This window comes from Vibrio zhanjiangensis (assembly GCF_030161235.1).
Taxonomy (GTDB): domain Bacteria; phylum Pseudomonadota; class Gammaproteobacteria; order Enterobacterales; family Vibrionaceae; genus Vibrio; species Vibrio zhanjiangensis.
In genome coordinates, this window is the sequence record NZ_BSPW01000084.1 from 1 (window position 1) to 24,796 (window position 24,796).

Below are 24,796 nucleotides of genomic sequence, written 5' to 3' on the forward strand. Positions count from 1 at the left end.
CCTCATTTTACGGTGGAAACTTTACCACCTAATTTGGTGTCCGGGATCATTAAACCACTACACTTAGGCATGGTATAGAGTTAACAGAAGTGAATCCGTCTCATATTGCGGAAAACACACTAAATGTCATGCAAGATCGTCTAGTCGATATCGCAGATCGGGAAGCGACTAGTAATGGCGAAAGAAGAGCTTTGGTGGCTTTAGAAATGGTTAAGCCCTTGTTAATAGTAGCCAGTGTTCCCCTAGCACTGGCCAACCCAGCTATTGCTGTTCCACTAGGTATTGTTATGGGTTCTGGCCCAGCTTTTGCGCAAGCGGCCATAGCAGATTCTCCAGAGGAAAAAGACGGCTATATTATAGAAGGCTTAATTGGTGCAGGGGCTGAGGTTGGTGGTCAGGTAGCTGGTCAAGCGTTAAAAGGTGTTCTTGGGAAAGGAGCTAAAGCTTATCGTGCGTTTGCTAACAACTTAGATGACGCCCCCACACCAAGTGGATCTTTTAGGCCTAATGGAAGCGCATCGGATCATTCTTCGAGTGTGCAACCTAGAAGGCAAAATACGTTCGGGCAAGGTTTTAGAGGCGAAACAAGACGGCTAGAAGATTGGGGGGAAATGGTGGTCCAGAAGCTCCTCATGCGCGTCAAACTGGCCGTCGCTATAGGCCAATACAAAGGACAACCTTCAGGGATGTGTTTGATTCTAGAAGGACAAATCCTGCCTCTGTTGGGCAACCTAGGAGCCATGAGCCTAGGCTTTCGGATACGCTTTACCGGCGTACGGGAGATGATTTAGCTTCTGTTAGGGACGCAAGGCTTGGAGGGAGTTCAACGACGACACAACCTGGGGTTTGGCAATTTGGCGTCGTTTTAGCTCGTGCTGCGGGTTTGTAGGGATAAGTTACTTTTTCTAAAAAGTTGATAAATTGTGCTGATAAAAGGACTGTGTTTGGCCTTTTTCAGCACTTTTTTACGTGACACTTCATTTTTTCGCTCAGCCATATACCCCAATATTGAATCGTTAAGTTTGTTTTCAAAACCATTCCTTCGATATTGACCCCATCTAAATAAGAAGTCATACGGACAGAAAGCGAATTTGGGTTCGCATAACGTGAGTGGCTTTGTTTTACATAAATAAAAAACGTTGGTTCTAAAATAATGGCAATAATGCTAGGAGTTAGGGTAACACCTACCTGATTCTGGATAAAATGGAAATTTTTTGCCTTTTTTTGAGCTTTTCATAGTGATGAATTGTTATTGTACATCGGGTGATGAGCACTAATTCGTTGCTTTTTATTTTGTTGTCTTAGGGGATCGTTCCTAGCAGAAGAGGGTATACAGGCATGTCAGGTAACGTAATTAATACGGCGTTGAATCCAGGGATAATGGCTCAAGGAATATCTGAAAATGGTGCTATTTCCAAGGTAAAGGCTTCTCCTCAAAGTTCTTTGGCTAGTTCTCTGGAAGAATTAGGTTCGGCAATTGCTGATCGTCGTAACCGCAGTAAAGATGAGACTAAAGCGAACCAAAGGGCAGACAGAGACCAACTGAAATTCATCGAAGAAATCCAAGAATATCTTCAGCAGGTTCCAGATTTGGAAAAGCAAAAAAAATTGCTCTCTTTTGTGTCGGCTAATCTTGGTAAATCCAAAACTGCAGATGAGTTCTTACTATGTTTGGAAAGTTTCAGTGACGACGAAGGACTTCAGTATCTTGCTGGTAAAGTACTAGCTGAATCAAGTGATCCAAATGACAAAAGACATTTCAACAAGGCACTGGACACCTTTTTTCAGCAGCATCAAAAATCGATCTCAATTACGCTTAATACTAGCGCTGCTTTTGCAGAGCAACTTCCGGTGGAAGATATCTCGCAAGCAAGATCAGAATACCGAACTCTTACCGAGTATCAAGCGCATAGCAAGGCATGGCAAGATTTACAGATCATGGCGAAAGACTATGGGTCGATCGAGAAAGCAATCGACATTCATCAGAAAGCGCTCTCTGCCGACTATCATTCACTAAAGCCTAGTGATGATAGATCTGTACTTGGTCAAGTAATGTTAAACCTTGGTCAGTTGAAGCAGCTTACGACGGTTTTTGAATTGGTTGAAAGCGTTGCCAAACTTATTGAGAAACTTTGCTTTGTGCCAATTGATAGCTCCTCTTTAATGGACCATCTTCTAACTTTTGCTGATAGCCAATATGTTGGTCAGAGTCGGTTTGACAACAGCATGAGAGATATGGGGATAACTCTTCCCAATGCAAAAGTGGTTGCAGCTCAACAGATGCGAAGAATTGCTATGGCATTACCAGAAGGGATGTATCCCACACTTGAACATCGTGTAAGGGTGACGACCAGTTTACAAGATTGCATCGATCAGGCGATTAATAAAGAGGAGGAATGGCTGGATGCGCAGTAGTGAATATGATGCTATTTCCGGTTTTTTACGTTTGCTCAATTATCATTGTCATGAGGAACTGCTGTTAAGTCTTAATGATAAAGAAGGCTGTTTAAGTTTTACGATTGTTCCAGAAGAGCTTGGTTTGCCAGAAAACGAAATTCATGTCGATTTGAGTTGGAACGGAACTTGGTTGTCACTTGGAACTTGCATTTCTGCATCATGGCTAACGCCAAAAGCGTTGCAAAGTTTACTTCTAGAGTCGGTAAGCCACTTGCAATGCGCAACCGATAACAGTGGTCGAGTACACATTCTATCTAAGTTTAGGCGTGCTGAGGTGAGGCAAGAACAGCTTTATCAGAAATTCGTTCAGATATTAGAGAAACTCAGAGTAGCGAAAGTGAGTGGGTAGCATGTTAAAACCAGCATCGCAAAGACCGACTGACATCGGCCTCTATCCGGTCGTACCGTCAGATTCATCAATTGATAGTTATGACACTAGAACTGTAAAGGCAGTAGAGAAGCGAAACGATAAAGATCCGAGTGTTGTTTCTCATTCTAGGGGACCAGATTTTTCAGAGGAAGGAATAACTGGAGAGCTCAACTTTGAAGACTTGGGCTCATGGTATAGAGCTCAAGCTGAGCTCTCTGAAAAAATAATTGATGAATGTGAATTGCAGAAATTAGGTCGATTCTTGCAACTGGAGGAAGACGAAGCCAGTCAGAATCTCTTAAAAGAAGCAGAAAGACTTTGGTTGTTGTCGCGTGGTTTGAGATTAATGATGTCTTCTTTGGTAGGTGCGTAGTGTTCGTAGAAGAGAATAGCCCAAATATTGTTACCGTTCGTCGACTATTAGTGTTGTTTTTGGAGCAACAGCAGTGGCGACGAGCTAAGTGGGCTGCCATTTGGTTGGAAGAACGAGGTGACCTTGCTGCACGTATCGTGCTTGTTGATCTATTGGTAAAGCTTGAGCAGTACACAGAAGCTTTGGAGACGCTGACTAGATTGCCAATTTCAATACGAAAAATGGCAAAAGTTAGGCGGATAGAAGCTCGAGCAGTTTTTTCACTTGGTCACAATGCTCTCGCCAAGAAAATTTATCTATTCAGTTTGGATAAAGAACCAAATATTGTTTAAATCCGTGAGGAAGTTGTAAGTGAAGAATATATTAGCGAAACTCTCTGGCCGGAACGACCTTTTCTTAGCAATGCTATTGATCGCAGTCGTGTTTATGATGATCTTACCAATGCCTACGGGTTTGGTTGACGTCCTTATTGCTACTAATCTAACGATCGCCGTCATATTGTTGATGATGGCCATTTATATACACACACCTTTAGAGTTCACAGTATTCCCATCCCTTCTCCTATTAACGACCTTGTTTCGGCTTTCTCTTTCTATCACCACAACTAGACTAATATTACTTCAAGCTGATGCTGGTCAAATAGTATACACCTTTGGTGAGTTTGTTGTGGGAGGTAATCTGGTCGTTGGAGCCGTTATCTTCCTGATAATAACGATAGTTCAGTTCTTGGTTATCACGAAAGGTGCTGAGCGAGTGGCTGAAGTGTCGGCGCGCTTCAGTTTAGATGCCATGCCTGGTAAGCAAATGAGTATAGATGGCGACATGCGTGCTGGAACCATTGATATGGAAGAAGCTCAAGAACGTCGAAGCAAAATAGAAAAGGAATCACAGTTGTACGGTGCCATGGACGGAGCAATGAAATTCGTCAAAGGCGATGCAATTGCTGGACTCATCATAATCGTAGTAAACCTACTGGGAGGCATTGCAATCGGAATGTCACAGCATGGCTTGTCTGCTGGTGACGCGCTATCTATATACGCATTACTGACAATAGGTGATGGTTTGATTTCTCAGATTCCAGCGCTTTTTATTGCCATTACTTCGGGAATGATCGTAACTCGAGTTTCATCAGAGAAAAGTGCAGACTTAGGTAAGGATATCAGTACTCAGATCAAACAACAGCCAAATGCGTTGTTAATCGGTGGTGTTATTCTATTGTTGTTTGCATTGTTACCTGGTTTTCCCACTTTTACTTTCCTTGGCCTGTCTACATTATTGTTTTTTGCAGCATATTGGTTGAATAGAGCTGCGAAAAAGACTCCTTCTAACAGCGATAGAGTAGACACTGTTACCGAAGGGGATGGGCCTGGAACGGACAAACAAGAAGGTTTTTCACTAACACAACCGTTATCGTTTTCTATTAGAGAGTTACCAGAAAAAGGTATGACCATTGAAAGGTTGGTTCCCGCGCTGACAGATCTTCGTCAGAAGTTAACTACAGAGCTTGGTGTTCCCTTTCCAACTATCCATCTCTACAGCCAGCCTGCAAAAGATAATAGCGAATCACTCAATGCACACTACCAGCTTTTCGTGCACGAAGTTCCTGTGCTGTCAGGATACATAGCGAAAAACGATAAACTTGTTACTTCGGATGAGCAGCAGTTGAAAATGTTAGATATGTCATATGAGAAATCTACTTTTCTCAATAAAAGCTTGTTTTGGATAAAGGACCAAACAGTTGAAACTATAGGAACTATGGGGTTGGATAGTGTAGATGAATTGGATGCTCTTGTGTCAGATCTTCATTCTTTGCTTAGTAAGCACGCTCAGGAGTTTATTGGTGTTCAGGAAACCAAATTACTACTGGAACATATAGAGTCAGAATATGAGGAATTGGTCAAAGAGGTTCAGCGTCAACTTCCGGTGTTTAAATTGACGGAGATACTGCAACGATTGGTGTCTGAGCAAGTTCCAATCAGGAATTTAAGAACGATTCTTGAGGCAGTGGTCGAATGGAGCCAAAAGGAAAAGTGCACAATTCAACTGGCTGAGTATGTACGAATTTCACTTAACCGGTTTATCAGTCACAAGTACAGCAATGATAGCAACATGCTCATGGCGTTTATGCTAACACAAGATGCAGAAGAAGCTATTCGAAGTGCTATTCGTCAAACATCGTCAGGAAGTTATTTAGCTATGGACCCTGGACAGTCTGAGTCTTTGTTGGAAAATTTAGTGTCGACTGTTGGTGACTTGGACAGTAGACCTCATATGCCAGTTGTTATTACAGCGATGGATATACGGCGCTATGTGAAAAAATTGATTGAACCGCGCTTTCCTGAGCTACCAGTACTTTCATTTCAGGAATTGAATGAAAGTATCAATATTCAGCCTATAAGCCAAATAAACCTATAAATTGATAATATAAAGGAAAACAATATGTACAGAGATCCATTGTCATTTTCACAAAATACGACTCAAGATTTAGCTGAGTCGGTTAGATATGCGTTAAAGCAACTTGGTTGTAGTGAAGAATTACTGTCGGGCTTTGATAGTTACTCAACGATCAAAATGGAGTTCGATGACTGTAAAGATGTTCATATTTCACTAGAAAATGACCGTCTTTGGTTGTGGAGTAGATTCAATACAAAAGTATCAGATCTTACTCATTTCTCCCAATCAATATTGGAGCTGCTATCTAGGCCTATGTTAAATGTCGAGACCTCTCAGCCAGTCATTGGTGAATGTGAAGATGGCTTTGAAATTAAAGCGTTAATAAACCCAAGATGCATAGATGATGTGAATGAATTTTCTAGTGTTATTGAAGATTTTCATTCAGTAATAAAAAGTGTCTTGAGTTGACGATGTTAAACAACGGAATAAGCCGAGTATGTATACTCGGCTGTTTATTGTGAGGATATTTAGAAAGAGAATTGTAGCTGACGTAGGTTTGAACTCTCTCTAATGCCGCTCAAGAGCAATGACTTGCCCACCATTTAGATAGGTAGCGATCACTATATACTTGTCCGTTGATGATATGATGTCAACTGGGTGTCTCTTGTGCAGTCTTTTTTTTGAACTACTCGCAATTTTGCTCATAGGAAAATTCTTTTTGCCAAAGTTTGAAAAATTTGCGGTGAATTCGTCAATACTATAGCTATAACCTCCACCCGTTAGAGGGCTAATCTCACCTGTTTTTAAAATTTCACCAGATATCTTCCCTTTGTTACTTTGTTCATCTATGAAGAGTTTAGATTCAACAGAGTTTCCTTTTCGAAAGATTTCGTAAGTTCCTTTTCCATAGTAAGACGGATCATCAACACTCGTTACATTAAACTCTGCAGAAAAAGCATGTTTAGAGTTGTCACTTTTGGTCAAAATCAACAGCACAATGAGATATAACGCCGTAAATGAAAAAATTTTAATAATACGCATTATCGATCTCCTTCAGCACAGAGTTTATTAGACCTTGTTGAGATTTAGGTGAGCGGGTAGATATAAGTTTGTTATAGAGCGAACCATCTTGTTTTACTAACGACAGAGAAAAGTCGTTCTTCTTAATCATTAATGCAACCAGCTTTGTGTTATGAGATTTGGCAGATTCCTGAACTCCATTTATCAAAGTTTTAGGGATATCATCCGTGTAGGAATAAATAACACAATTGTCATCCTTGAAAATAACTGGAGGTAAGGTATTTACGAGTCCATCTTCATTGGCTGTTTGAAAATAGGTAATACCAGTCCATGATAGCGCAGTTATTAGCAGAAAAATGGAGACGAAAATAAGGTTCTCTTTGCTGATAACTGGTAAATTTCGGACATTAGTTTTTTGTTGTTCGGTTTTGCAACTATTATCAGTAAGCTCTTTGCTTACTTCTAATAAAGGGGACTGAGTCTGGTTTTGTAATTCACTACCTAACTCTTCGATACTAGCTTGTGTGACTATACCATCTTCAAGTCTGTATCCCACCTTTGATACCGTTTTAAGCCATAGCTGCTTTTTTCCATCGTCACCGATCAATGTTCTTACATTACTTATGGCTTGGGTGATTGAACTGTCGGCGACAATTTTGCCCGGCCAAGCATTTTCCAGAAGCTGTTCTTTACTCACTATGTTTCCAGCATTTTTGCAAAGTTCTAAAAGCACACAAAAATCATGTGTGCCGATTCGTTTGCTCTGTTTAGTTTCAATATTGAGTATGGATAGTGAGCTTTCATCAAGTATCAGGTTGCCCACTTTATAATAGGATGTCATGTTTACTCCCCTAGTATTTAGAAGTTACAACCTAGCCGTTTTAGGTTTTTATTAGGTTTTTATTAGGTTTTTCTGGGGCGAGACTATAATGTAAAATCTAGCGCCTCTGTCAGACTTGTGTGAATAAATTGTCATTGTTTGTGAATTTAATGCTTGCATTCAGGATTTTTATGAATAGTTATGCCTTGTCTAAGGCGAGTCGTATGAGCGGTTGAGGGCATATGTCATTTTCTAATCTACTATGAGGGAGATGATAATCGGAATGTTCTGCCAGTGACTTCAATTTCAATAGTCACTGGCATTGGTGGAGAGGGAAGTTTATATGATTTGGTAGGTAGTTGTGACTAATGATTGCCCCAGCTGTAACCTAAGCTGAGAAAATACAATGCTGGATCATTAAACTGTGCCACTGACTTACCTTGCGGTCCTTGAAACTCTGAAGAGTCAATCAATGTGGCTTCCAACGCGATTGAAATAGTATTTGAGTTATCTAGCTTATAATCAATACCTGAACCCACTCGATACGCTTTACCCGCAGGAAGAGTAATATCACCATGTGATTGGTCGGAGTACATGCTTGAATCGTAGGCAAAACCTGCATTCCAAGTGATACGTGGATTAATTTTGTACTGAGTGCCAAGCGCGATTTGATAGGTATCTTGGGTTTCTGCGCCCATTATGGTTTGGTAATCACTCCAATCCTGCCAGTTTAGGTTGCCCATTATCGCCAACTTGTCATTGATATTGTGGAAGGCACTAACGATAAATTGCTGAGGTGCGAGGGCGTTGGTGGTATCAAACTCAAATTCTGTTTCATTGGTGTAAGCTAAACCAATTCGAGTATCTTGGTTGACTTCATAAAGCAGTCCAAGCTTGCCATTCACTTGAACGTCAGTGTCGTGTTGATCAATATTGATTGCATTGGAATTGGTTGAATGTGCTTCGAGATCAAAGATACCGTAGTGAATGCCCAAAGAAGCGCCAACCGATAACTGCTCGTTAATACGATATGACGCCGACGGCTGGAATGTTAGGGCTTGTGTGGTTGCGCTTGGTATCTCTAAGCGAGAAAACAAATGTTCGTATTGCAAACCTAAACCATAGTTGCCATATAGACCTGCGCCAATGGTCCACTTGTCGTTGAGTTTTTGGCTATAAAATGCAGAGCCTAACGGAACATATTGGATAGTATTACCTGCGTTGCCACCCCCTATCGTATCTAAGGTAGCATCGCCATAGAGGTTAATAAAATTTCCTGAAAAAGACTGACCCTCTACATTGGCAAGCCCTGCTGGGTTAGCTGCAATAACGGATGAATCTTGAGCCCGTGCTGCCATACCTGCTGATGCGAGGCCGATATCGGTGGTGGAGGTTTCATATAGATAGAGGCCACCAGCATGAGCGGTAGCAAGAAATAATATTGGCGTTGAGACAATGAATTTATGACTGATTTTCATGGTAAACCTGCAACTTTTTATACCATTAATGGACATTGTTAGGGCGACAGCCACTAAATGTAAGGTGTCGCCTTAGGCCTAGAGGTAGCGCGTCCCTGCGCTTAGGACCTATTCTTGGATTACTGCTTTTTGAGTTGATCAAGCTGCTTGAGTTTTTGCTGCAAAGACAGCGAACGATAGCTCATATCCGCAGGGTTCATGGTTTCGCCTTGTTGAAGAGGGTATTCTTGCAGCGTACCAGTGAACTGACCAACGACATCTTGAATTGGAACAAATAGCCACATGTTGTCTGCCATCCATCTTAGATACATACCAGACTCTTTAGGCGCTTTCTCAAATGGGTCGGCACGCAAATGAATGATCTGAGGCCAATTAGGTGTCGCTCGTGTTGCGTCGGAAATGTTACCTTCCATTGTGGCAAAGTTGAGCTTCCAATCATTCCATCTCACCGCGTTGAGCTCACCATTTGACGAAAAGTACATCAGAGACTCACGTGGACCTTTTTCTTGTTTGCCTTGGAAATACGGCATAAAGTTATAGCCGTCGATGTGTACACGCCAATCCTTACCATTGGCTTTATATCCCTTAGCGAGTTTTTCTTTAACATCGGGCACGCCTGCGGCTGCGAGAAGGGTTGGTAACCAGTCTTGATGCGCCATCATATCGTTATACTTGGAGCCGGGTTTGATCACACCAGGCCAGCGAACCAATTGAGGGACACGCATTCCTCCTTCCCATGTGGTGCCTTTTTCACCGTGAAATGGGGTTGCGCCACCATCTGGCCATGTCACGGTTTCTGCGCCATTATCGGTTGAGTAAATGACGATGGTGTTGTCTGCAACGCCGAGTTCATCAAGCTTATCAAGTAAGATACCGACCTGGTCATCATGCTCCAACATGCCGTCCGCATAAATACTGACGCCAGACTTACCTTGGTACTTTTCTTGTAGGCGTGTCCAAACATGCATTCGGGTGGTGTTATGCCAAATGAAGAAAGGTTTGTCTGCTTTTACTGCTTTCTCCATGAAGGCGAGTGAGGTTTCTAGGAATTCTTCGTCAGCATGTTCCATACGCTTGCGCGTCATAGGGCCAGTGTCTTCAATCTTACCGTCAGAAAAAGATTTTATTACACCGCGAGGGCCGTAATTTTTACGAAATTCTGGGTCTTTGGGGTAATAGTAAGTTTCGGGCTCTTCTTCGGCATTCAGGTGATAGAGGTTGCCAAAGAACTCATCAAAACCATGATTAGTAGGAAGGTGTTGATCTTGATCGCCCAAGTGGTTTTTACCAAACTGCGCTGTCATATAGCCTTGCTGTTTTAAAAGATCAGCGATAGTGGGTGCCCAATCGGGTATTCCATGTGTCGAGCCTGGCATACCTATCGTGAGCAACCCTGTTCGAAAGGGTTCTTCACCGGTAATGAAGGCAGCGCGTCCTGCGGTACAGGATTGCTGGCCGTAGTGATCGGTAAATAAGGCACCTTCATTGGCAATACGGTCGATATTTGGGGTTTCATAACCCATCATACCTTGGTTGTATGCGCTGATATTCCAGTAACCCACATCATCGCCAAATATCGCGAGGATATTGGGCTTGTCGGCGGCGATTGCGGCGCTAGAGGTCGCCAGTATACCAATGCCAACAGCCAGCTTGCTTATTTGGTTAGCCATAAGAACTCCAAATTGGTTAGTAAGTTGAAAACGAGTGCTGTATCGCGTGCTTCGTTGGTAACTAACATAATGCTGCGCCTATTCGGTGTCGCTTTATACTGCTTATAACCATAAGTTATGAATTTTATAATAGATTGTTTTTGTGTGGTTTTTTCACATCTGGCTCATTTTATGTCGGATATCGAATTGGACATAAATCACATTAATTGATTTAGGCACTACTAAAATGAAAGCGCAGTTTGAATTTTGATTTAATTATGCATCTAGGCTCGCATTGCGAGGTATTGTCAACTATAAATTTGATTGCAGGATTAATTTTCTCCAACAAACAGAGGTTTATATGACAATCAAATATGGCGTCAAACGCCAGCTAGCGATCCTTGCCGCTGCTTTATTGAGCGTTACGACAAGTAGTGTCGCAGCAGACAAGCCCAATATTTTGGTCATTTGGGGCGATGATATTGGCCAAACTAATATCAGCGCCTACACATTTGGCTTAGTGGGTTACAAGACACCAAACATCGACAGCATTGCCAAAGAAGGCATGATGTTTACCGATTATTATGGTGAGCAATCTTGTACCGCTGGCCGCGCTTCTTTTATTACTGGTCAAACGGTACTGAGAACGGGTTTAAGTAAAGTGGGCCTTCCTGGTGCTGATTTAGGACTGCAAGCAGAAGATGTGACTATTGCTGAGCTGCTCAAACCTCATGGTTATATGACGGGGCAGTTCGGTAAAAATCATCTTGGCGACAAAGATGAGCATCTTCCGACTCAGCATGGTTTTGATGAGTTCTTTGGCAACCTCTACCACCTGAATGCAGAAGAAGAACCTGAAAATGTTGATTACCCGAAAGATCCAGAGTTCCGAAAAAAGTTTGGTCCTCGTGGCGTAATAAAATCTTTTGCTGACGGTAAGATTGAAGACACAGGTCCGTTAACACGTAAGCGAATGGAAACCGTCGATGAAGAAACGTTGGACGCGGCGCTTGATTTCATGAGTCGAGCGGTCAAAGCCGATAAGCCTTTCTTTGTGTGGTGGAACTCGACTCGCATGCATTTTCGTACACATGTCAAAGAAAGCCAATTGGGCAAGACCGGTATCAGTTATTACGCTGATGCCATGGTTGAACATGACAATCATGTCGGTCAGCTATTGAAAAAAGTCGATGAACTGGGCGTCAAAGACAATACAATAGTGTTTTACTCAACCGACAATGGCCCACATATGAACACTTGGCCTGATGCGGGTATTACACCATTCCGCGGTGAGAAAAATACTAACTGGGAGGGAGCGTTCCGTGTGCCTGCTATGGTTCGTTGGCCGGGTAAAATCAAAGCGGGAGAGGTTTCCAATGAGATTATGCACCATATGGACTGGATGCCGACTTTCCTCGCCGCGGCTGGACAAAGTGATGTCAAAGAGAAACTAGTCCAAGGCGAATCTGTGGGTGGAACCAACTACAAAGTCCATCTGGATGGCTACAATTTCTTACCATACTTGACTGGTGCAGAGCAAAAAGGCCCTCGTGAAGAAGTGTTTTATTTCTCTGATGATGGTGATCTTACTGCGCTTCGCTATAACAACTGGAAAATAGTCTTTATGGAGCAGAGAGTCGAGGGAACGTTACGTATCTGGGCAGAACCCTTTGTCGCACTGCGGTTGCCTAAAATTTTCAATCTACGAATGGACCCATATGAAAACGCAGACATTACCTCCAATACCTATTATGATTGGATGATCGATAGGGCTTATATGTTGGTACCAGCGCAAGCATATGTTGGAAAATTCTTAGAAACCTTTAAAGAATTCCCGCCAAGACAAAAAGCAGCCAGTTTTTCACTTGATCAAGTGATGGAAAAATTGCAGGAAAGTCATAATAAGTAAATTGATAAATCTTCTACTAAGGGGCTGGCGATAGCCCCTTATTTGATCTTGATAAGATTTTTATCTTTCGATATATGCAATTTATTGTATTTTAAGGAAAAGCTCTTCTATCTTTGCTTATAAAATAATAACAACTCGCATAAAGGTAATCATGACTCTGTGGGCAAGTGGTCGTCAGTTGATTCAAGGTGTAATTGTACTCGTCATTTCTTTAGCATCCGCACAAAGTATATCCTCAGAAACATCGGAGTTGAAAAGAACGGCCAGCTTTGGTTTTGTCGGCAGTGAGGCCTGTGTAGCTTGTCACCAAAAAGAGTTTGATGGGTGGAAGGGCTCTCATCATGATATGGCGATGAAACAGGCTGACTCACAATCGGTACTGGGTGACTTTAGCGATCATATTTTGACTCATCAAGGTAAGGCAAATCGGTTTTATCGCAAAAATGAAGAGTATTGGGTCAATATACAAGGACCTGACGGAGACTGGCATGATTACAAGGTCAGTTACACTTTTGGTTGGCAGCCTCTTCAGCAGTATATGGTTGAGTTTGAAGATGGAAGGGTACAATTACTCCCTTTTGCATGGGACTCGAGACGTAGAGAAAAAGGCGGCCAACGATGGTTCCATCTATACCCGGATACAACACCAACCGATGAATTTTATTGGACTAACTCTGGGCAAAATTGGAATTTTATGTGCGCTGATTGCCACTCGACCAATGTCAAAAAGAACTATGATGCTCAATCCAACGCCTATATGACCACTTGGTCTGAAATCAATGTCGGTTGTGAGGCCTGCCATGGTCCAGCGAGCCAGCATGTTGAGTGGATGCAATCTGACAAGCTTGCTGTGGACAAACCAGTGCACTTAGGCTTTGAGCGTGACTTATCTACAGCGGTGAAAGAATGGATTCAAAAAGAAGGCCACAGCACGTTGCAACCTAAAGAGATTATGCTGACACAGCAAGTTCAGACTTGCGGGCAGTGTCATAGCCGCCGAACTCAGCTTAATGAGACGGGCGATCATATCAAGGGTTCCTTTTTTGATAAATATCGATTGAGCTTGATTACTCCAGAGCTTTATTACCATGATGGCCAAATTTATGATGAAGTGTATGTGTACGGCTCCTTTTTGCAATCTGAAATGGCCAAAAAAGGGGTTACTTGTACCAATTGCCATGATCCTCACAGCGCTAAGCTTAAAGTAGCGCAAGAGAAGGTTTGTTTACAATGCCACTCTGCATCCAATTATGCTTCTGAAACGCATACTTTTCACGCAGCAGATACACAGGCGTCAAAATGCACCACTTGCCACATGCCTGAAACACGGTACATGCAAATTGATCCTCGTCGTGACCATAGTTGGCATGTTCCCCGTCCTGACCTTAGCCAGCATATCAATACACCGAATGTCTGTACCTCTTGCCATGACGATCAATCGGCACAATGGGCCGATAAGCAAATCAGCAAATGGTATCCAGATTCCAAGTATCGTAATCAACGCCATTTTTCGCTCGCGTTTTATGCGGACAGTATTGGTCATCGGGGGGCACCCGATGCTTTGGCGTTTTCTGCTCAAGATTCTTCGTTAAGTCAAATTATCCGAGCATCAGCGTTAGAGCGGATGGCAGGTAACACCGGACAAAATACTCTCGTTTCCTTGGCACGTTCGGTCAAGCATGATAATGAAATGATTCGACTGGGCGCTATTACCGGATCGTCAGGTTATTCATTGAGTGATAGATGGCAAATTCTAGAACCTTTGTTGAGCGATCCTGTGCTTTCTGTTCGAGCTGAAACAGCGGGTGCTTTGGTTCGCTACTATTCTGAAATGAATCCGCTACAAAGAGAGAAGCTTCAATCCCCCCTTGAAGAGTATAAAAATATTCAGATTTTTAATTCGGACAGAGGTTTTGGCAGGACCAATCTTGGCAATCTCTATCGTGATCTTGGTGAATTAGACAAGGCAATTTATGCCTATCAAAAAGCGATAGAAATTGAGCCATATTTCGAAAACAGTTACGCCAATTTGGCTGATTTGTATCGCGCACAAGGAGAGGACACTAAAGCAATAGAGACGCTTGTCGCCGGGATGAAAGCGCAGCCAAAGTCGAGTGTTTTACCCTACAGCGCCGGCTTAGCTTGGCTTCGAATGGGAGAAGATGTCAAAGCGATTGAGTCTCTAAAACAAGCCGCTGAAGTAGCCGAACATAATCCACACTACTGGTATGTTTATGGGCTTGCTTTAGAGAAAACAAATATTCTAGCAGCCAGTAAAGCGCTAAATACAGCTTATGAGATTGGGGGACAGCCCCAGCATTTGTATGCTGAGTGTGAGGTACTGGCGCGCAATTATAAATCGGGGAGCATCGCGTTCGCCTTTGAACAGTGCATGAATCGACTCAGCAAATTGGCTCCGCCCGACGTGATTGAGCAATTGAGGATGAAAGTATCGGCCGATGGTAGATAAATTGAGCATTAGGCGAGGTTTACGGGCGGCTGGGTATTATGTTTATAACTAATAGTTATGGCGCTTGTGGGTAGGATGTACACAGCGAACACTATGAATGTTGAGGGAATTCGATGAATCATGTACAGAAAGCGATGAATGAGTTGATAAAACGCACTGAAGAAAGCGTTATCGGACAGAGTCATGTGGTTCAAGCCTTGGTCATCAGTTTGCTCACCAATGGGCATGTATTACTTGAAGGGCTTCCCGGTACAGCGAAGACTCGCTCAGTAAAGTCTTTAGCACAAAGATTAAACACCCGTTTTGGTCGTATTCAGTTTACTCCTGATTTACTGCCCTCTGATGTAACGGGAAGCGTGGTATATCAAGAGGTTGAGGGAAAACCTCAGCTTACGTTTCAAGCCGGCCCCATTTTTAACAATATTGTATTAGCCGATGAAGTAAACCGAGCACCAGCGAAAGTGCAGGCGGCACTCCTTGAAGCGATGGCAGAAGGTACTATCACAGTGGGTGATAAAACACATCACCTTCCTGACCTTTTTATGGTGCTCGCAACACAAAATCCAGTAGAGCAAGAAGGCACGTATCCACTGCCAGAGGCGCAGATGGATAGATTCATTATGAAGGTCACGGTCGAATATCCGGAAGATGAAGCTGAGCGTGATATTATTCGCTTGGTGCGAAGTGAAGAATGTGGGACTCAAACGTCAACTGGAACTGAAGACTTGTGGCATATTGATCCTGATTTAGTCATGGAGGCACGTCGTCAGTTGCCTACAATGGCTGTTTCAGAGTTGGTTGAAAACTACATTGTTGCACTTGTGATGGCAACGCGTAAGCCGGAGCGTTATCCCGATTCTCAGTTGACAAAATGGCTGGAAATAGGGGCCAGCCCGCGGGCTTCGATTGCTTTGGATAAATGCTCCAGAGCTTATGCATGGTTACAAGGGCGTGACCACGTAACGCCAGATGATGTGCGTGCTATGGTGCCGTCGGTACTGGGTCATCGTTTTTCACTGTCTTATGATGCCCTTGCAGATGGTGTCGATCACAAGAGAGTTGTCCAAGAGCTGTTAAATTGCGTAGCAATTGGGTAGGACGGAGACTCGTATGGCACAGCCAAAAATGGCTCCTCAGGCGCAAGGTCTTGATCCTCGCTTGTATTGTGAATATGCGCGCTTGGTCCGTTTGCAAGCGCAAGTAGAATCGTTCAGTCTATTGCCTCATTTGAATTCTGGTAGTGCGCTTTCAGGGCGGCATCAATCGCTTTTTCGCGGTCGTGGGTTGAATTTTGAAGAATTACGCCACTATCAAATCGGGGACGATATTCGTCATCTCGATTGGAAAGTGACTCTGCGTACCGGTAAGCCACATATACGCAGCTACACAGAAGAAAAAGATCGTAATGTGATTATTTGTGTCGACCAGCGCAGCGGTATGTTTTTCGCTTCGACCCAAGTTATGAAGTCGGTTGTCGCCGCTGAATTGGCCGCTATGTGTGGATGGCGGGTATTAAAAGATGGCGATCGGGTTGGGTTTGTTATTGCCGGTGAAAAGGCGTTATACCAAAGCAAGCCTGAGCGATCACAGTATGGTTTTCTCGCCCAATTGAAGCGATTGTCGCAAGAAAATCAGCGCTTAAATGTTCATTCCCTAAATTCAGATAAGGTGAGTTTTGGTCAATGGCTCACTCTGATAAAGCGAATAAAGCTTAAGCAATCAACGTTTGTCATTATTAGTGATTGGCGAGATTGTGAAGAGCACCATCTTGACCATTTAAAACAGCTTCAGCAACACAACGATGTGTTGGCGGTGACAATCAGTGATCCGCTTGAGCAAGCTTTACCCAAAGACTTAGGAAAAATGAAATGGGTGATTGGGGATGGTCGTCATCAGTTAAACCTTGACAGTAAAACCAAGGTAGATGTTGCAAGCGCTAGTTTAGCTGAGAAAACGGATAAGCAGCGTCAATCCTTAACCGAGTTAATGGCTATGAAAAGGCTTCCTCATATCGAGCTGGATACCTCAGGTAACCATATCGCTCAATTTAAAAAGCAGGTGGGGAGACGATAAATGGCTCAAACTCATACACCTCCAAGCACCTATATTCTACGTGATCTTCACGATGTTGCTGTGCCAGAGAGCGTCAGTTGGTGGCCTCAGACAACGGGTTGGAAAATATTCGCGGTTCTCTGCTTTGTCTTGTTTCTCTATGGGGTATACCGCTTTGTCTCTCATTGGTGGAAGAACCGCTATCGTAGTGAGGCCATTCAAGCCATAGCCCAATTACAAGTAAATGATGCGAATGATACCAAACAGCTATTCTCGATTTTAAAAATTGTTCTTATCTATCTCGACAATACCAATGCACCGCTATTTGATGAGCAATTTCTAAAAAAGCTCGATGAATTAAACCCCAATGGCGTCCAATTTAATGGTGATATCAGCACACGTTGGGTTAGGAGTGTTTTCAATCCAAATATGGCCTTGGAATCTTCAGAACGTAAGCTATTGATGGAGCGTGCGATCAACTGGGTTAACACTCATGACAACATGGTAAAAAAACCATCCTTGATTAACACTTTTCGGCAATTTTGGGGAGAGAAAAATGAATGAGTTGCTCACCTTAATCGCTACGCTCACCAGTGGAGAGTTTGAACACCCATTCTGGTTTCTCATTCTGCCTTTACCGATCGCTATTTATTATTTTGTGCCAGCTTATCGCACCAAACAAATGGCAATCAAAGTGCCTTTTTTTAAATTGCTGGTCAATGCGATTGGTGAGACACCTTCAGAGGGAGCAAGCCAACTGACGCCGAGTTGGTGGCAACGCGCAGCCTTAGTACTCTCTTGGGTACTCGTGGTTACTGCTCTTGCAAAGCCAACGATTCTGGGGCCGGTGCAAGTTCGCGAGAGTTTAGGACGCGATATTATGGTAGTTGTCGACTTGTCTGGTTCAATGGCCGAGCAAGATTTTATGTCTAAAACGGGCGATGCAATAACTCGCCTTGATGCGGTTAAAGAAGTGCTGGCGGATTTCATTAAATCACGCCAAGGTGATCGGCTTGGTTTGATTCTCTTTGGGGATGCTGCCTTTGTCCAAACACCATTTACTCCAGATCAACAAGTGTGGCTGGAATTACTTCAGCAAACGGATGTTGCGATGGCAGGGCAAAGTACTCATCTTGGCGATGCTATTGGACTGGCGATAAAAGTATTTCAGCAAAGCGGTCAATCTCGTGGTAAGCGAGAAAGTGATCGTCAAAAGGTGGCCATAGTGCTGACCGATGGCAATGATACTGGCAGTTTTGTTGAGCCGATTGATGCGGCGAAAGTCGCGAAAGCAAAAGGTGTTCGTATTCATGTGATTGCAATGGGTAATCCTAAAACGGTTGGGGAAAATGCATTAGATCAAGAGACGATCACGCGCATTACAAAGGATTCTGGCGGTGAGGCGTTTGAAGCACTAAATCGAGAAGAACTGAACAATGCTTATATGGCAATCAGCCAATTGGAGCCACAACTTTATGACAGTACCACATTTCGACCAAAACAAAGTATTCATCATTATCTGATTGCCTTGGTTGTGTTGATGTATTTAACCGCATTTTCACTCGCAACGATAAAACGCAAGCGTCTTTTAAGTCCCAAGCGATTGTCCAGTGCTCAAGATAAGGAGGCGAATGTCTTAGGTGAACACCATGGTTGATACCTCAAACATAGAGCCGCTTTTGGCTCAGTTTCACTTTATTCGTCCGCTTTGGCTTCTGGCGTTTATCCCTATGCTTTTTTTATTGTGGTTAAGATGGAGAGAAGAAAACAAGCCGAGCTGGAAGGATGTATTGCCTGAACATTTGCGCCAAGCCCTGACGTTGGGTGAACAGGGCTGGCGTAGACAATTACCACTTAAGCTGCTGGTTGTGATCATTGGATTAGCCGTCATTGCTTGTGCCGGACCAAGTTGGCAACGCCAAGCTTCGCCTTTTGGAGAAGATAAAGCATCCATGTTGGTTATTTTGGATGCTAGCGACTCTATGATGCAAACCGATTTACCTCCCAATCGTTTAGAGCGAGCTAAACATAAAATTCAAGACTTGATGTCAAGAAGAAATGGTGGCAATACGGGTCTTGTTGTATTTGCAGGGTCTGCTCATATTGCTATGCCCATTACTCAAGATAGCAAGGTATTTACCCCTTTTCTTAGCGCTATTTCACCTGAAATTATGCCAATTGAAGGTAAAATGGCCGAAAAAGCATTACCTCTAATTGAGCAGCAATTAAAAGGTGAATTAGGCTCGACAGTACTGTTGGTCACCGATGGCGTCAATCCGACGACCATCGAGGCTTACCAAACCTATTTCGCTGATAAACCTTATCAACTGTTGATTTTGGCGGCAGGAAATACTGATATTGTCTCTAATAGCCCAGTTGACATGGGCTCTCTCAGCGCACTTGCCAAAGTAACCTCAGGACACCTAATTGAGGTGACCATTGATAACTCAGATATCGAAACATTAAATCGCTATATAGAACGTAACATGCAACTCAATGGTGAATCGTCGATGCCATGGCAAGATATGGGGTATCCATTGTTGGCCCCAATAGCTTTGCTGATGTTGCTGTGGTTTCGTAGAGGCTGGTTGGTGCAATGGTGTTTGGTTGCTGCTATTTCTGCCACAATTGTGTTGCCTCACAAAGCGGTGGCAGAAACGGTGTCACTGAAAGCTAAGACGACGGAGCAAGCGGCAGTGCGAACGATGTCAGATAAAGTGTCTCAATGGTGGTGGGACTTATGGCTAACTCCCAACCAACAAGGTCAGCGGTGGTTTAATAATTATGATTATTTGGAGGCGGCTAAACATTTTACCGATCCTTTAAGAAAAGGCACGGCGTACTATTATGCTGGGGAATATAAGCTTGCTCATAGCGCATTTTTGGAGATGCAGAGTGGTTCGTCGCAAGCAATGCAAAACATAGGATTATATAACGCCGCCAGCGCACTAGCGCGTCAGCGAGAATATTTGGCTGCCCGGGATGTACTTCAATCTCTTGTCGAGACTGGCGAGTTGCATCCAAAATTACGCGCGGATGCAGAGCATAACTTGCACGTTATCAATGGGATAATACAAGAAATCAATCAAATGAGTGAAAGCCAAGCTGGAACCGAGAACGATACATCGACAGAGTTAGGTGAAAACCCACAAACGGCTGAGGGAGCCGATGAGAAAACGTCGGCGGAGCTACTGCTTAAAGAGACGCTATCGGCCAGTGATATTCTGGCAGATCAAGCGCTTGCTGATAAATGGTTAAAGCGTGTAGAAGCCGATCCCAAACACTTTTTGCGGACTAAATTTCAGATTCAGTTACGTGAAACACGTCAACGGTCTACTCATTCGGCGCCAAAGGAGCAAACCCAATGAACGTTTCGTTGAAATGCTGTTTGTCCAGCGGCCTAGTTTGGCTATTGATGTCTGTTGCTATCATGGCTTCAAGTGTTGCTCGCGCACAAGATATACTGGATCTTGAACGTAGTCATGACGTTGAGCTTTTGGTATGGGTAGGTAAACCAGTTAAAGAACCAAATCGCTCGAAAACACCCCAATTTAGTGTTAATGAGCAAGTGATTTTATACATTGAAGTCGCTACACCACGCTGGTTTACTGGCGGGACTCGTATTGGCAGTATTGAAATACCCAATGTTATTGTCAAGCAGCGCAATCAACTGGCCACCAATTACACTGAGAAAAAACTAGGTAAAACTTGGTCTCGGCAACGTTGGGAGGTTACTCTCTACCCTCAATCTTCTGGTAAGTTTGTTGTTCCGTCTATCCCTGTCCGTATTCAAGTTTCAGCGCCCAATGGAGAAAAAGTGACGGGGACTTTGTATACCAAGCCAATTCATTTTTTAGCGAGTGTTCCTTCGGGCCTTCTCAGTGATAACACACCGTGGTTTACGGCAACGGATGTGAAGCTGAAACAGAACTGGTCAACGTCACATGAAGATCTCAAAGTGGGAGATGTGATTACGCGAAGTGTCGCTATCGACGTCAAAGATAGCCTTTCGGTGTTGCTTCCGGAACTTTTGTCCAAGCAAGCGACTCCCCAGTACCAAACATACTCGAAACCCAACACTCTGACAGACACGCAAACTCGAGGCAATTATCAGTCAAGTCGCATTGAAGAAGTGGTTTACGTGCTCCAACAAGGTGGTGAAGTTCGTATCCCTGAGTACAGGTTTCAATGGTGGAATAGCAAGACCAAACAGCTTGAAACAGAGGTTGTTGCTGGAAAAATGTTCACTGTGAAACATACCCTTAAGTCATTTTTACTGGCCTACGCATGGTGGTTGTGGGCTAGCGTGACGTTAATCTCAGCCATTATTATTGTAGCCATTATCGCGCGTCGATACTATCGCGCTCACCCAATGCCATCATGGTGGGTTTTCCACAAGACGCTAAGACAACAGCATTGGGCCGTCGCTCGGACTCTGTTGTATAAACATTTATGGATAAATACCAATAAGTTAGAGCTGACAAAAGCAGATTCTTCAGATAACTGGCAAACACTGAGCGGCCGTCTTCAAGGTGGCTATCAAGATAAACGTTTATTCAAATCACTATGGAAAGCCATCTCCAGAATGAAATCCGCACGGCAGAGGCTAGCATTTCCCAAAGCTCTGCCCAAACTTTCCCAGAAGCTCGTAAGCCATCGGGATGACGAGTGACCTGTCAACAAAGTGAAGAAATCTTGGGTTAATCGAACGATTGATCTGTCCAAAACACGTATCGCAGCGCAGTTTTTTTATTTTAAGTCGTTATGTTTGGGCCAGTTGGTTAGAATAAGGCCATGTTCGATTTTGTGTTGGCACAATGAAAAGTACAGACTTAAACCTTATCCCTATATTTGTGGCGATATACGAAGAAAAGAACCTATCCAAAGCCGCAGCTCGTCTGGATATTAGTCAGCCTGCCGTCAGCAAAGCTCTGGCTAGACTGAGAGATATCTATGATGAGCCTTTATTTCATCGCAGTACATCGGGTGTCGAACCGACCAGTTTTGCTACTGATATTTATCCTGCAATGTTAGCAGCGCTAAAGAATTTTAACTCGACGTTATCGGCTTCAAGTCGATTTGATCCTAAAGTATCAAATCGAATTTTTTCGATTGCTTGTTTGTCGGTGGCAAGTTACGAGTTGGTACCACAGCTTATGAGTCAGATTCGTCAGCAAGCGCCCAACATTGCTTTGGAAGTTCACCCTTTATTTACTAAAGATTATGAAAGTGATCTGCGCTTACAGCGCTATGACTTGATCATAGATCTGCCCCCGCGTGGGCGTACTGTATTGAAAACAGAAGTAATTTTCTCAGAGCGTTTAATGGTGGTATGCAGCGCCGAACATCCTCGTATCAAAGAATCGTGTAGCGTTGAACAGTTTTTAGCAGAGGAGCATGCGGTTGTGTCTCGGTGGCAGGCAAGAGACAGTTTACTCACTGGTGAAGACATTGAAGATTTGGCGCGGCGCAACATTGTTTATCGAGCCGCAGGCGCCATGGAAATGCTACCTGTGATCAATAACAGTGAGATCATCGGTACTCTGCCACAATCGACCATCGAGCATTTTTCCAAAACTTATGACCTTAAGGCGCTGCCTTTACCGTTTAGTGACAGTATTCATGACTTGTACGCAATTTGGCACTCGAGTCGCACCAATGAAAGTGCGCACCAATGGTTGAGGTTGCAAATTAAACAGGCAGGAAAGGCGATAAAAAAATCGTAGAGCGAAGGGTAAGCTCTACTATCAAAACTCCCCAAAAAAGGGGAGTTTAGCGGATAGCTTAGTAAACAGTGCACCATTCTTTTTTCATATCAATAAGGTGCCAATTGTCACGTTGGTTGGCCTCATCCATGGCCTTATCTAGGTGGCCGACACTTGATTCTCTATCATATTGCCACTCTCTGTCTTTATCCGTATGATGCACAATCATCGCCATAGCGTTAGGCTGGCTTGTGGCCCATTGCATCATGGCTTGATCGCCGTCTGAATTACCAATCGCAAGTACCGGTTTTTTGCCGATGACGTGTTGGATATTTTCAACCTTCACGGCCTTGTCATCGATACTTAAGATGTCATTGAGCTTTGTGACGGTTGGATTACCCTTGTTAAAGTCGTATTGGTATTTGAGTGCACTGCCAATGATTTGCTCACTTGGGATATTGTACACTTCTGTCGCCCAGACTCGCATGAAATCAACGCCACCACCTGACACAATGTATGTCTTGAAGCCATTGTCTTGAAGGTAGGTGAGCATTTCACGCATGGGTTTATAGGTAAGGTCTGTATACGCTTTGTTAAAACGCGGATCTTTTGCCGCCTCTAGCCATGTTGCCACGCGGTTTTGGTACTCGTCAACGGTGATGCCACTGTGTGTCGCTGTCACTATGTCTAAAAGTGCCTTTTCACCCCCTTTAAAAACGCCTGGTATATCGTTGTTCAGGACCGACTTGAATGGCTCCTGCGTTTTCCACTCTGGATGGGCACTTGCCATTGACTTGACTTGGTCGAAGGCGAAAACGAGTTGGAAATAATAGGGTTTTTCTGACCAAAGTGTCCCGTCGTTATCAAACACAGCAATACGGTCCTGCTCTGGGATAAAGGTGTTTTGCGACTTATCGGTGGCTTGGGAGACAAATCGAGTGATTTCACTTTTGCTAGCGCCATCTTTCCATGAAGGCAGTATATTTGGATCACAATCTAAAGCCATGGTGGAGAATGATAGACCGGATAAGACGGCTAGGGTACAGAGACGTTTTTTCATATTATTGGTTACCTATGTGTTGTTGTTATCGATGCAAACACAGAAATGGAAAGCTTGAGGTTTTCTGTATTTGGCGAGTTTCTCATGCGTTCAACAAGACGTTAGATTGATGCTATGGAGCTTAAGCCATCGATGTGTCGCTAATCGATGTCTTTAGCTAAGCGAAGTCCCATGTCCGACATAATAATAGACTGACTGGCAAAATCTCGGCGGTAATTCTCTGATTCATTTGCATCATAGGCAAAGCTTCCACCTCGAACAGACTTGTGCGCTAAACCTGCCTTTTCGTCTTTGGCGTTGTTTGGGTTATCCGCTGGGCCAAATCGGTAAAAAGTATCGTCATACGAATCAATGACAAATTCACCCACATTGCCCGTCATGTCATAAAGGCCGAGTTCGTTAGGCTGTTTTTGCCCAACAGCATGGGCTTGATTGTTTGAATTGGCCGCATACCAAGCGACATCGTCAATATTATTTGAGCCAGAATAGGTGAAGCCAAGGCTCTCATTGCCACCTTTAGCTGCAAATTCCCATTCAGCTTCGGTAGGAAGCCGGTAGTGCTCACCAGTCAACTGATTGAGTTTATTGATAAAGTAATTTGCTTGTTGCCAACTTAAGTTATTTACGGGGATATTTGGGTCTTGAAAATAACTCAGAGAGGAGCCCATGACGGATTCAAACAGCTCTTGTGTGACCTCAAACTTAGCCATATAGAAACTATGCACTGCCACTTCTCTGGCGGGCTTTTCCGCTTTGCTTGCCAAGTTGTCATTCGAGCCCTGAATATAGGTCCCCCCGCTTACTAGGACCATAGTTTGGTCAATATTGGCCGCAATAGGATGGGGAGGCTGAGTCGCACAGCTACTGACTAAAAAGCCCGATGAGACAATAAACAACGTAGATAGGTATTGGCTTTTGAGTTGTGTCATCGATAAGTTCTCTCTCAAAAAGTGAAGGCTCAGGTTAGCAGTAATAGCCATGAAAAAAGGTTATATCGGGTATAACAAGCCTGTTGCATTAATGGCACTTATGATGAGTT

The 24,796-nt window shown here is 43.6% G+C and carries 22 protein-coding genes; 16 read left to right on the forward strand and 6 right to left on the reverse strand.

Annotation, left to right across the window (positions count from 1 at the left end; genetic code table 11):
* The first annotated feature begins 89 nt into the window (after positions 1-89).
* The 7 genes from QQK21_RS18375 (at position 90) to QQK21_RS18405 (ending at position 6,062) form a co-directional block, all read left to right on the forward strand.
* Positions 90-791, forward strand: a complete 702-nt coding sequence (locus QQK21_RS18375; protein WP_284193633.1) for a hypothetical protein — start codon at positions 90-92, stop codon at positions 789-791.
* Positions 792-1,338: 547 nt separating this feature from the next.
* A complete protein-coding gene (locus QQK21_RS18380) occupies positions 1,339-2,415 on the forward strand; it encodes a TyeA family type III secretion system gatekeeper subunit (protein WP_284193634.1) in 1,077 nt (358 codons plus the stop codon).
* Positions 2,405-2,806 (forward strand): hypothetical protein, encoded by a 402-nt coding sequence (locus QQK21_RS18385; RefSeq protein ID WP_284193635.1) that lies wholly within the window; start codon positions 2,405-2,407, stop codon positions 2,804-2,806. Before QQK21_RS18380 ends, QQK21_RS18385 begins: the two co-directional genes overlap by 11 nt.
* A 1-nt stretch (position 2,807) precedes the next feature.
* Positions 2,808-3,200, forward strand: a complete 393-nt coding sequence (locus QQK21_RS18390) for a hypothetical protein (RefSeq protein ID WP_284193636.1) — start codon at positions 2,808-2,810, stop codon at positions 3,198-3,200.
* Complete coding sequence (locus QQK21_RS18395) at positions 3,200-3,532, forward strand: tetratricopeptide repeat protein (RefSeq protein WP_284193637.1); 333 nt, start codon at positions 3,200-3,202, stop codon at positions 3,530-3,532. Before QQK21_RS18390 ends, QQK21_RS18395 begins: the two co-directional genes overlap by 1 nt.
* Positions 3,533-3,551: 19 nt before the next feature.
* Positions 3,552-5,615, forward strand: coding sequence for a type III secretion system export apparatus subunit SctV (gene sctV / locus QQK21_RS18400; RefSeq protein WP_284193638.1), 2,064 nt, complete (start codon positions 3,552-3,554; stop codon positions 5,613-5,615).
* 24 nt (positions 5,616-5,639) lie between these two features.
* Complete coding sequence (locus QQK21_RS18405; RefSeq protein ID WP_284193639.1) at positions 5,640-6,062, forward strand: InvB/SpaK family type III secretion system chaperone; 423 nt, start codon at positions 5,640-5,642, stop codon at positions 6,060-6,062.
* A gap of 99 nt (positions 6,063-6,161) precedes the next feature.
* On the opposite strand, the gene QQK21_RS18410 is transcribed toward QQK21_RS18405, so the two are convergent.
* The 4 genes from QQK21_RS18410 to QQK21_RS18425 all read right to left on the reverse strand — a co-directional run bounded on the left by QQK21_RS18410 (position 6,162) and on the right by QQK21_RS18425 (position 10,582).
* A complete protein-coding gene (locus QQK21_RS18410) occupies positions 6,162-6,635 on the reverse strand; it encodes a hypothetical protein (RefSeq protein ID WP_284193640.1) in 474 nt (157 codons plus the stop codon).
* Positions 6,622-7,455: a winged helix-turn-helix domain-containing protein gene (locus QQK21_RS18415; protein WP_284193641.1), complete on the reverse strand. Its 834-nt coding sequence runs from the start codon at positions 7,453-7,455 to the stop codon at positions 6,622-6,624. Before QQK21_RS18415 ends, QQK21_RS18410 begins: the two co-directional genes overlap by 14 nt.
* 344 nt (positions 7,456-7,799) lie before the next feature.
* The gene (locus tag QQK21_RS18420; protein ID WP_284193642.1) at positions 7,800-8,912 is read right to left on the reverse strand and encodes an OmpP1/FadL family transporter; all 1,113 of its coding nucleotides are present in this window, start codon (positions 8,910-8,912) and stop codon (positions 7,800-7,802) included.
* 119 nt (positions 8,913-9,031) lie between these two features.
* Complete coding sequence (locus QQK21_RS18425) at positions 9,032-10,582, reverse strand: arylsulfatase (RefSeq protein WP_284193643.1); 1,551 nt, start codon at positions 10,580-10,582, stop codon at positions 9,032-9,034.
* A gap of 340 nt (positions 10,583-10,922) precedes the next feature.
* Between QQK21_RS18425 and QQK21_RS18430 the strand changes: the two genes are divergently transcribed.
* The 9 genes from QQK21_RS18430 (at position 10,923) to QQK21_RS18470 (ending at position 22,718) form a co-directional block, all read left to right on the forward strand.
* On the forward strand, positions 10,923-12,470 hold the full coding sequence (locus tag QQK21_RS18430; RefSeq protein WP_284193644.1) for an arylsulfatase: 1,548 nt from the start codon (positions 10,923-10,925) through the stop codon (positions 12,468-12,470).
* A 151-nt stretch (positions 12,471-12,621) separates the two neighbouring features.
* Entirely contained in the window at positions 12,622-14,940 is a 2,319-nt protein-coding gene (locus QQK21_RS18435; protein WP_284193645.1) for a tetratricopeptide repeat protein, read from the forward strand.
* Positions 14,941-15,053: 113 nt separating this feature from the next.
* A complete protein-coding gene (locus QQK21_RS18440; RefSeq protein ID WP_284193646.1) occupies positions 15,054-16,037 on the forward strand; it encodes an AAA family ATPase in 984 nt (327 codons plus the stop codon).
* A gap of 13 nt (positions 16,038-16,050) precedes the next feature.
* Positions 16,051-17,013, forward strand: a complete 963-nt coding sequence (locus QQK21_RS18445) for a DUF58 domain-containing protein (RefSeq protein ID WP_284193647.1) — start codon at positions 16,051-16,053, stop codon at positions 17,011-17,013.
* Complete coding sequence (locus QQK21_RS18450) at positions 17,014-17,556, forward strand: DUF4381 domain-containing protein (RefSeq protein WP_284193648.1); 543 nt, start codon at positions 17,014-17,016, stop codon at positions 17,554-17,556. It begins immediately after the preceding gene.
* Positions 17,549-18,649: a vWA domain-containing protein gene (locus QQK21_RS18455; protein ID WP_284193649.1), complete on the forward strand. Its 1,101-nt coding sequence runs from the start codon at positions 17,549-17,551 to the stop codon at positions 18,647-18,649. Before QQK21_RS18450 ends, QQK21_RS18455 begins: the two co-directional genes overlap by 8 nt.
* Positions 18,642-20,360, forward strand: a complete 1,719-nt coding sequence (locus tag QQK21_RS18460; protein WP_284193650.1) for a vWA domain-containing protein — start codon at positions 18,642-18,644, stop codon at positions 20,358-20,360. The genes QQK21_RS18455 and QQK21_RS18460 overlap by 8 nt, the downstream gene beginning before the upstream one ends.
* Positions 20,357-21,664, forward strand: coding sequence for a hypothetical protein (locus QQK21_RS18465; protein WP_284193651.1), 1,308 nt, complete (start codon positions 20,357-20,359; stop codon positions 21,662-21,664). Before QQK21_RS18460 ends, QQK21_RS18465 begins: the two co-directional genes overlap by 4 nt.
* Before the next feature lie 145 nt (positions 21,665-21,809).
* Positions 21,810-22,718 (forward strand): LysR family transcriptional regulator, encoded by a 909-nt coding sequence (locus tag QQK21_RS18470; RefSeq protein WP_284193652.1) that lies wholly within the window; start codon positions 21,810-21,812, stop codon positions 22,716-22,718.
* Positions 22,719-22,776: 58 nt separating this feature from the next.
* Here QQK21_RS18470 and QQK21_RS18475 read toward each other — a convergent pair whose 3' ends face one another.
* Positions 22,777-23,757, reverse strand: a complete 981-nt coding sequence (locus QQK21_RS18475; RefSeq protein ID WP_284193653.1) for an HAD family hydrolase — start codon at positions 23,755-23,757, stop codon at positions 22,777-22,779.
* A 140-nt stretch (positions 23,758-23,897) separates the two neighbouring features.
* The gene (locus QQK21_RS18480; RefSeq protein ID WP_284193654.1) at positions 23,898-24,686 is read right to left on the reverse strand and encodes a formylglycine-generating enzyme family protein; all 789 of its coding nucleotides are present in this window, start codon (positions 24,684-24,686) and stop codon (positions 23,898-23,900) included.
* Positions 24,687-24,796: the final 110 nt, after the last annotated feature.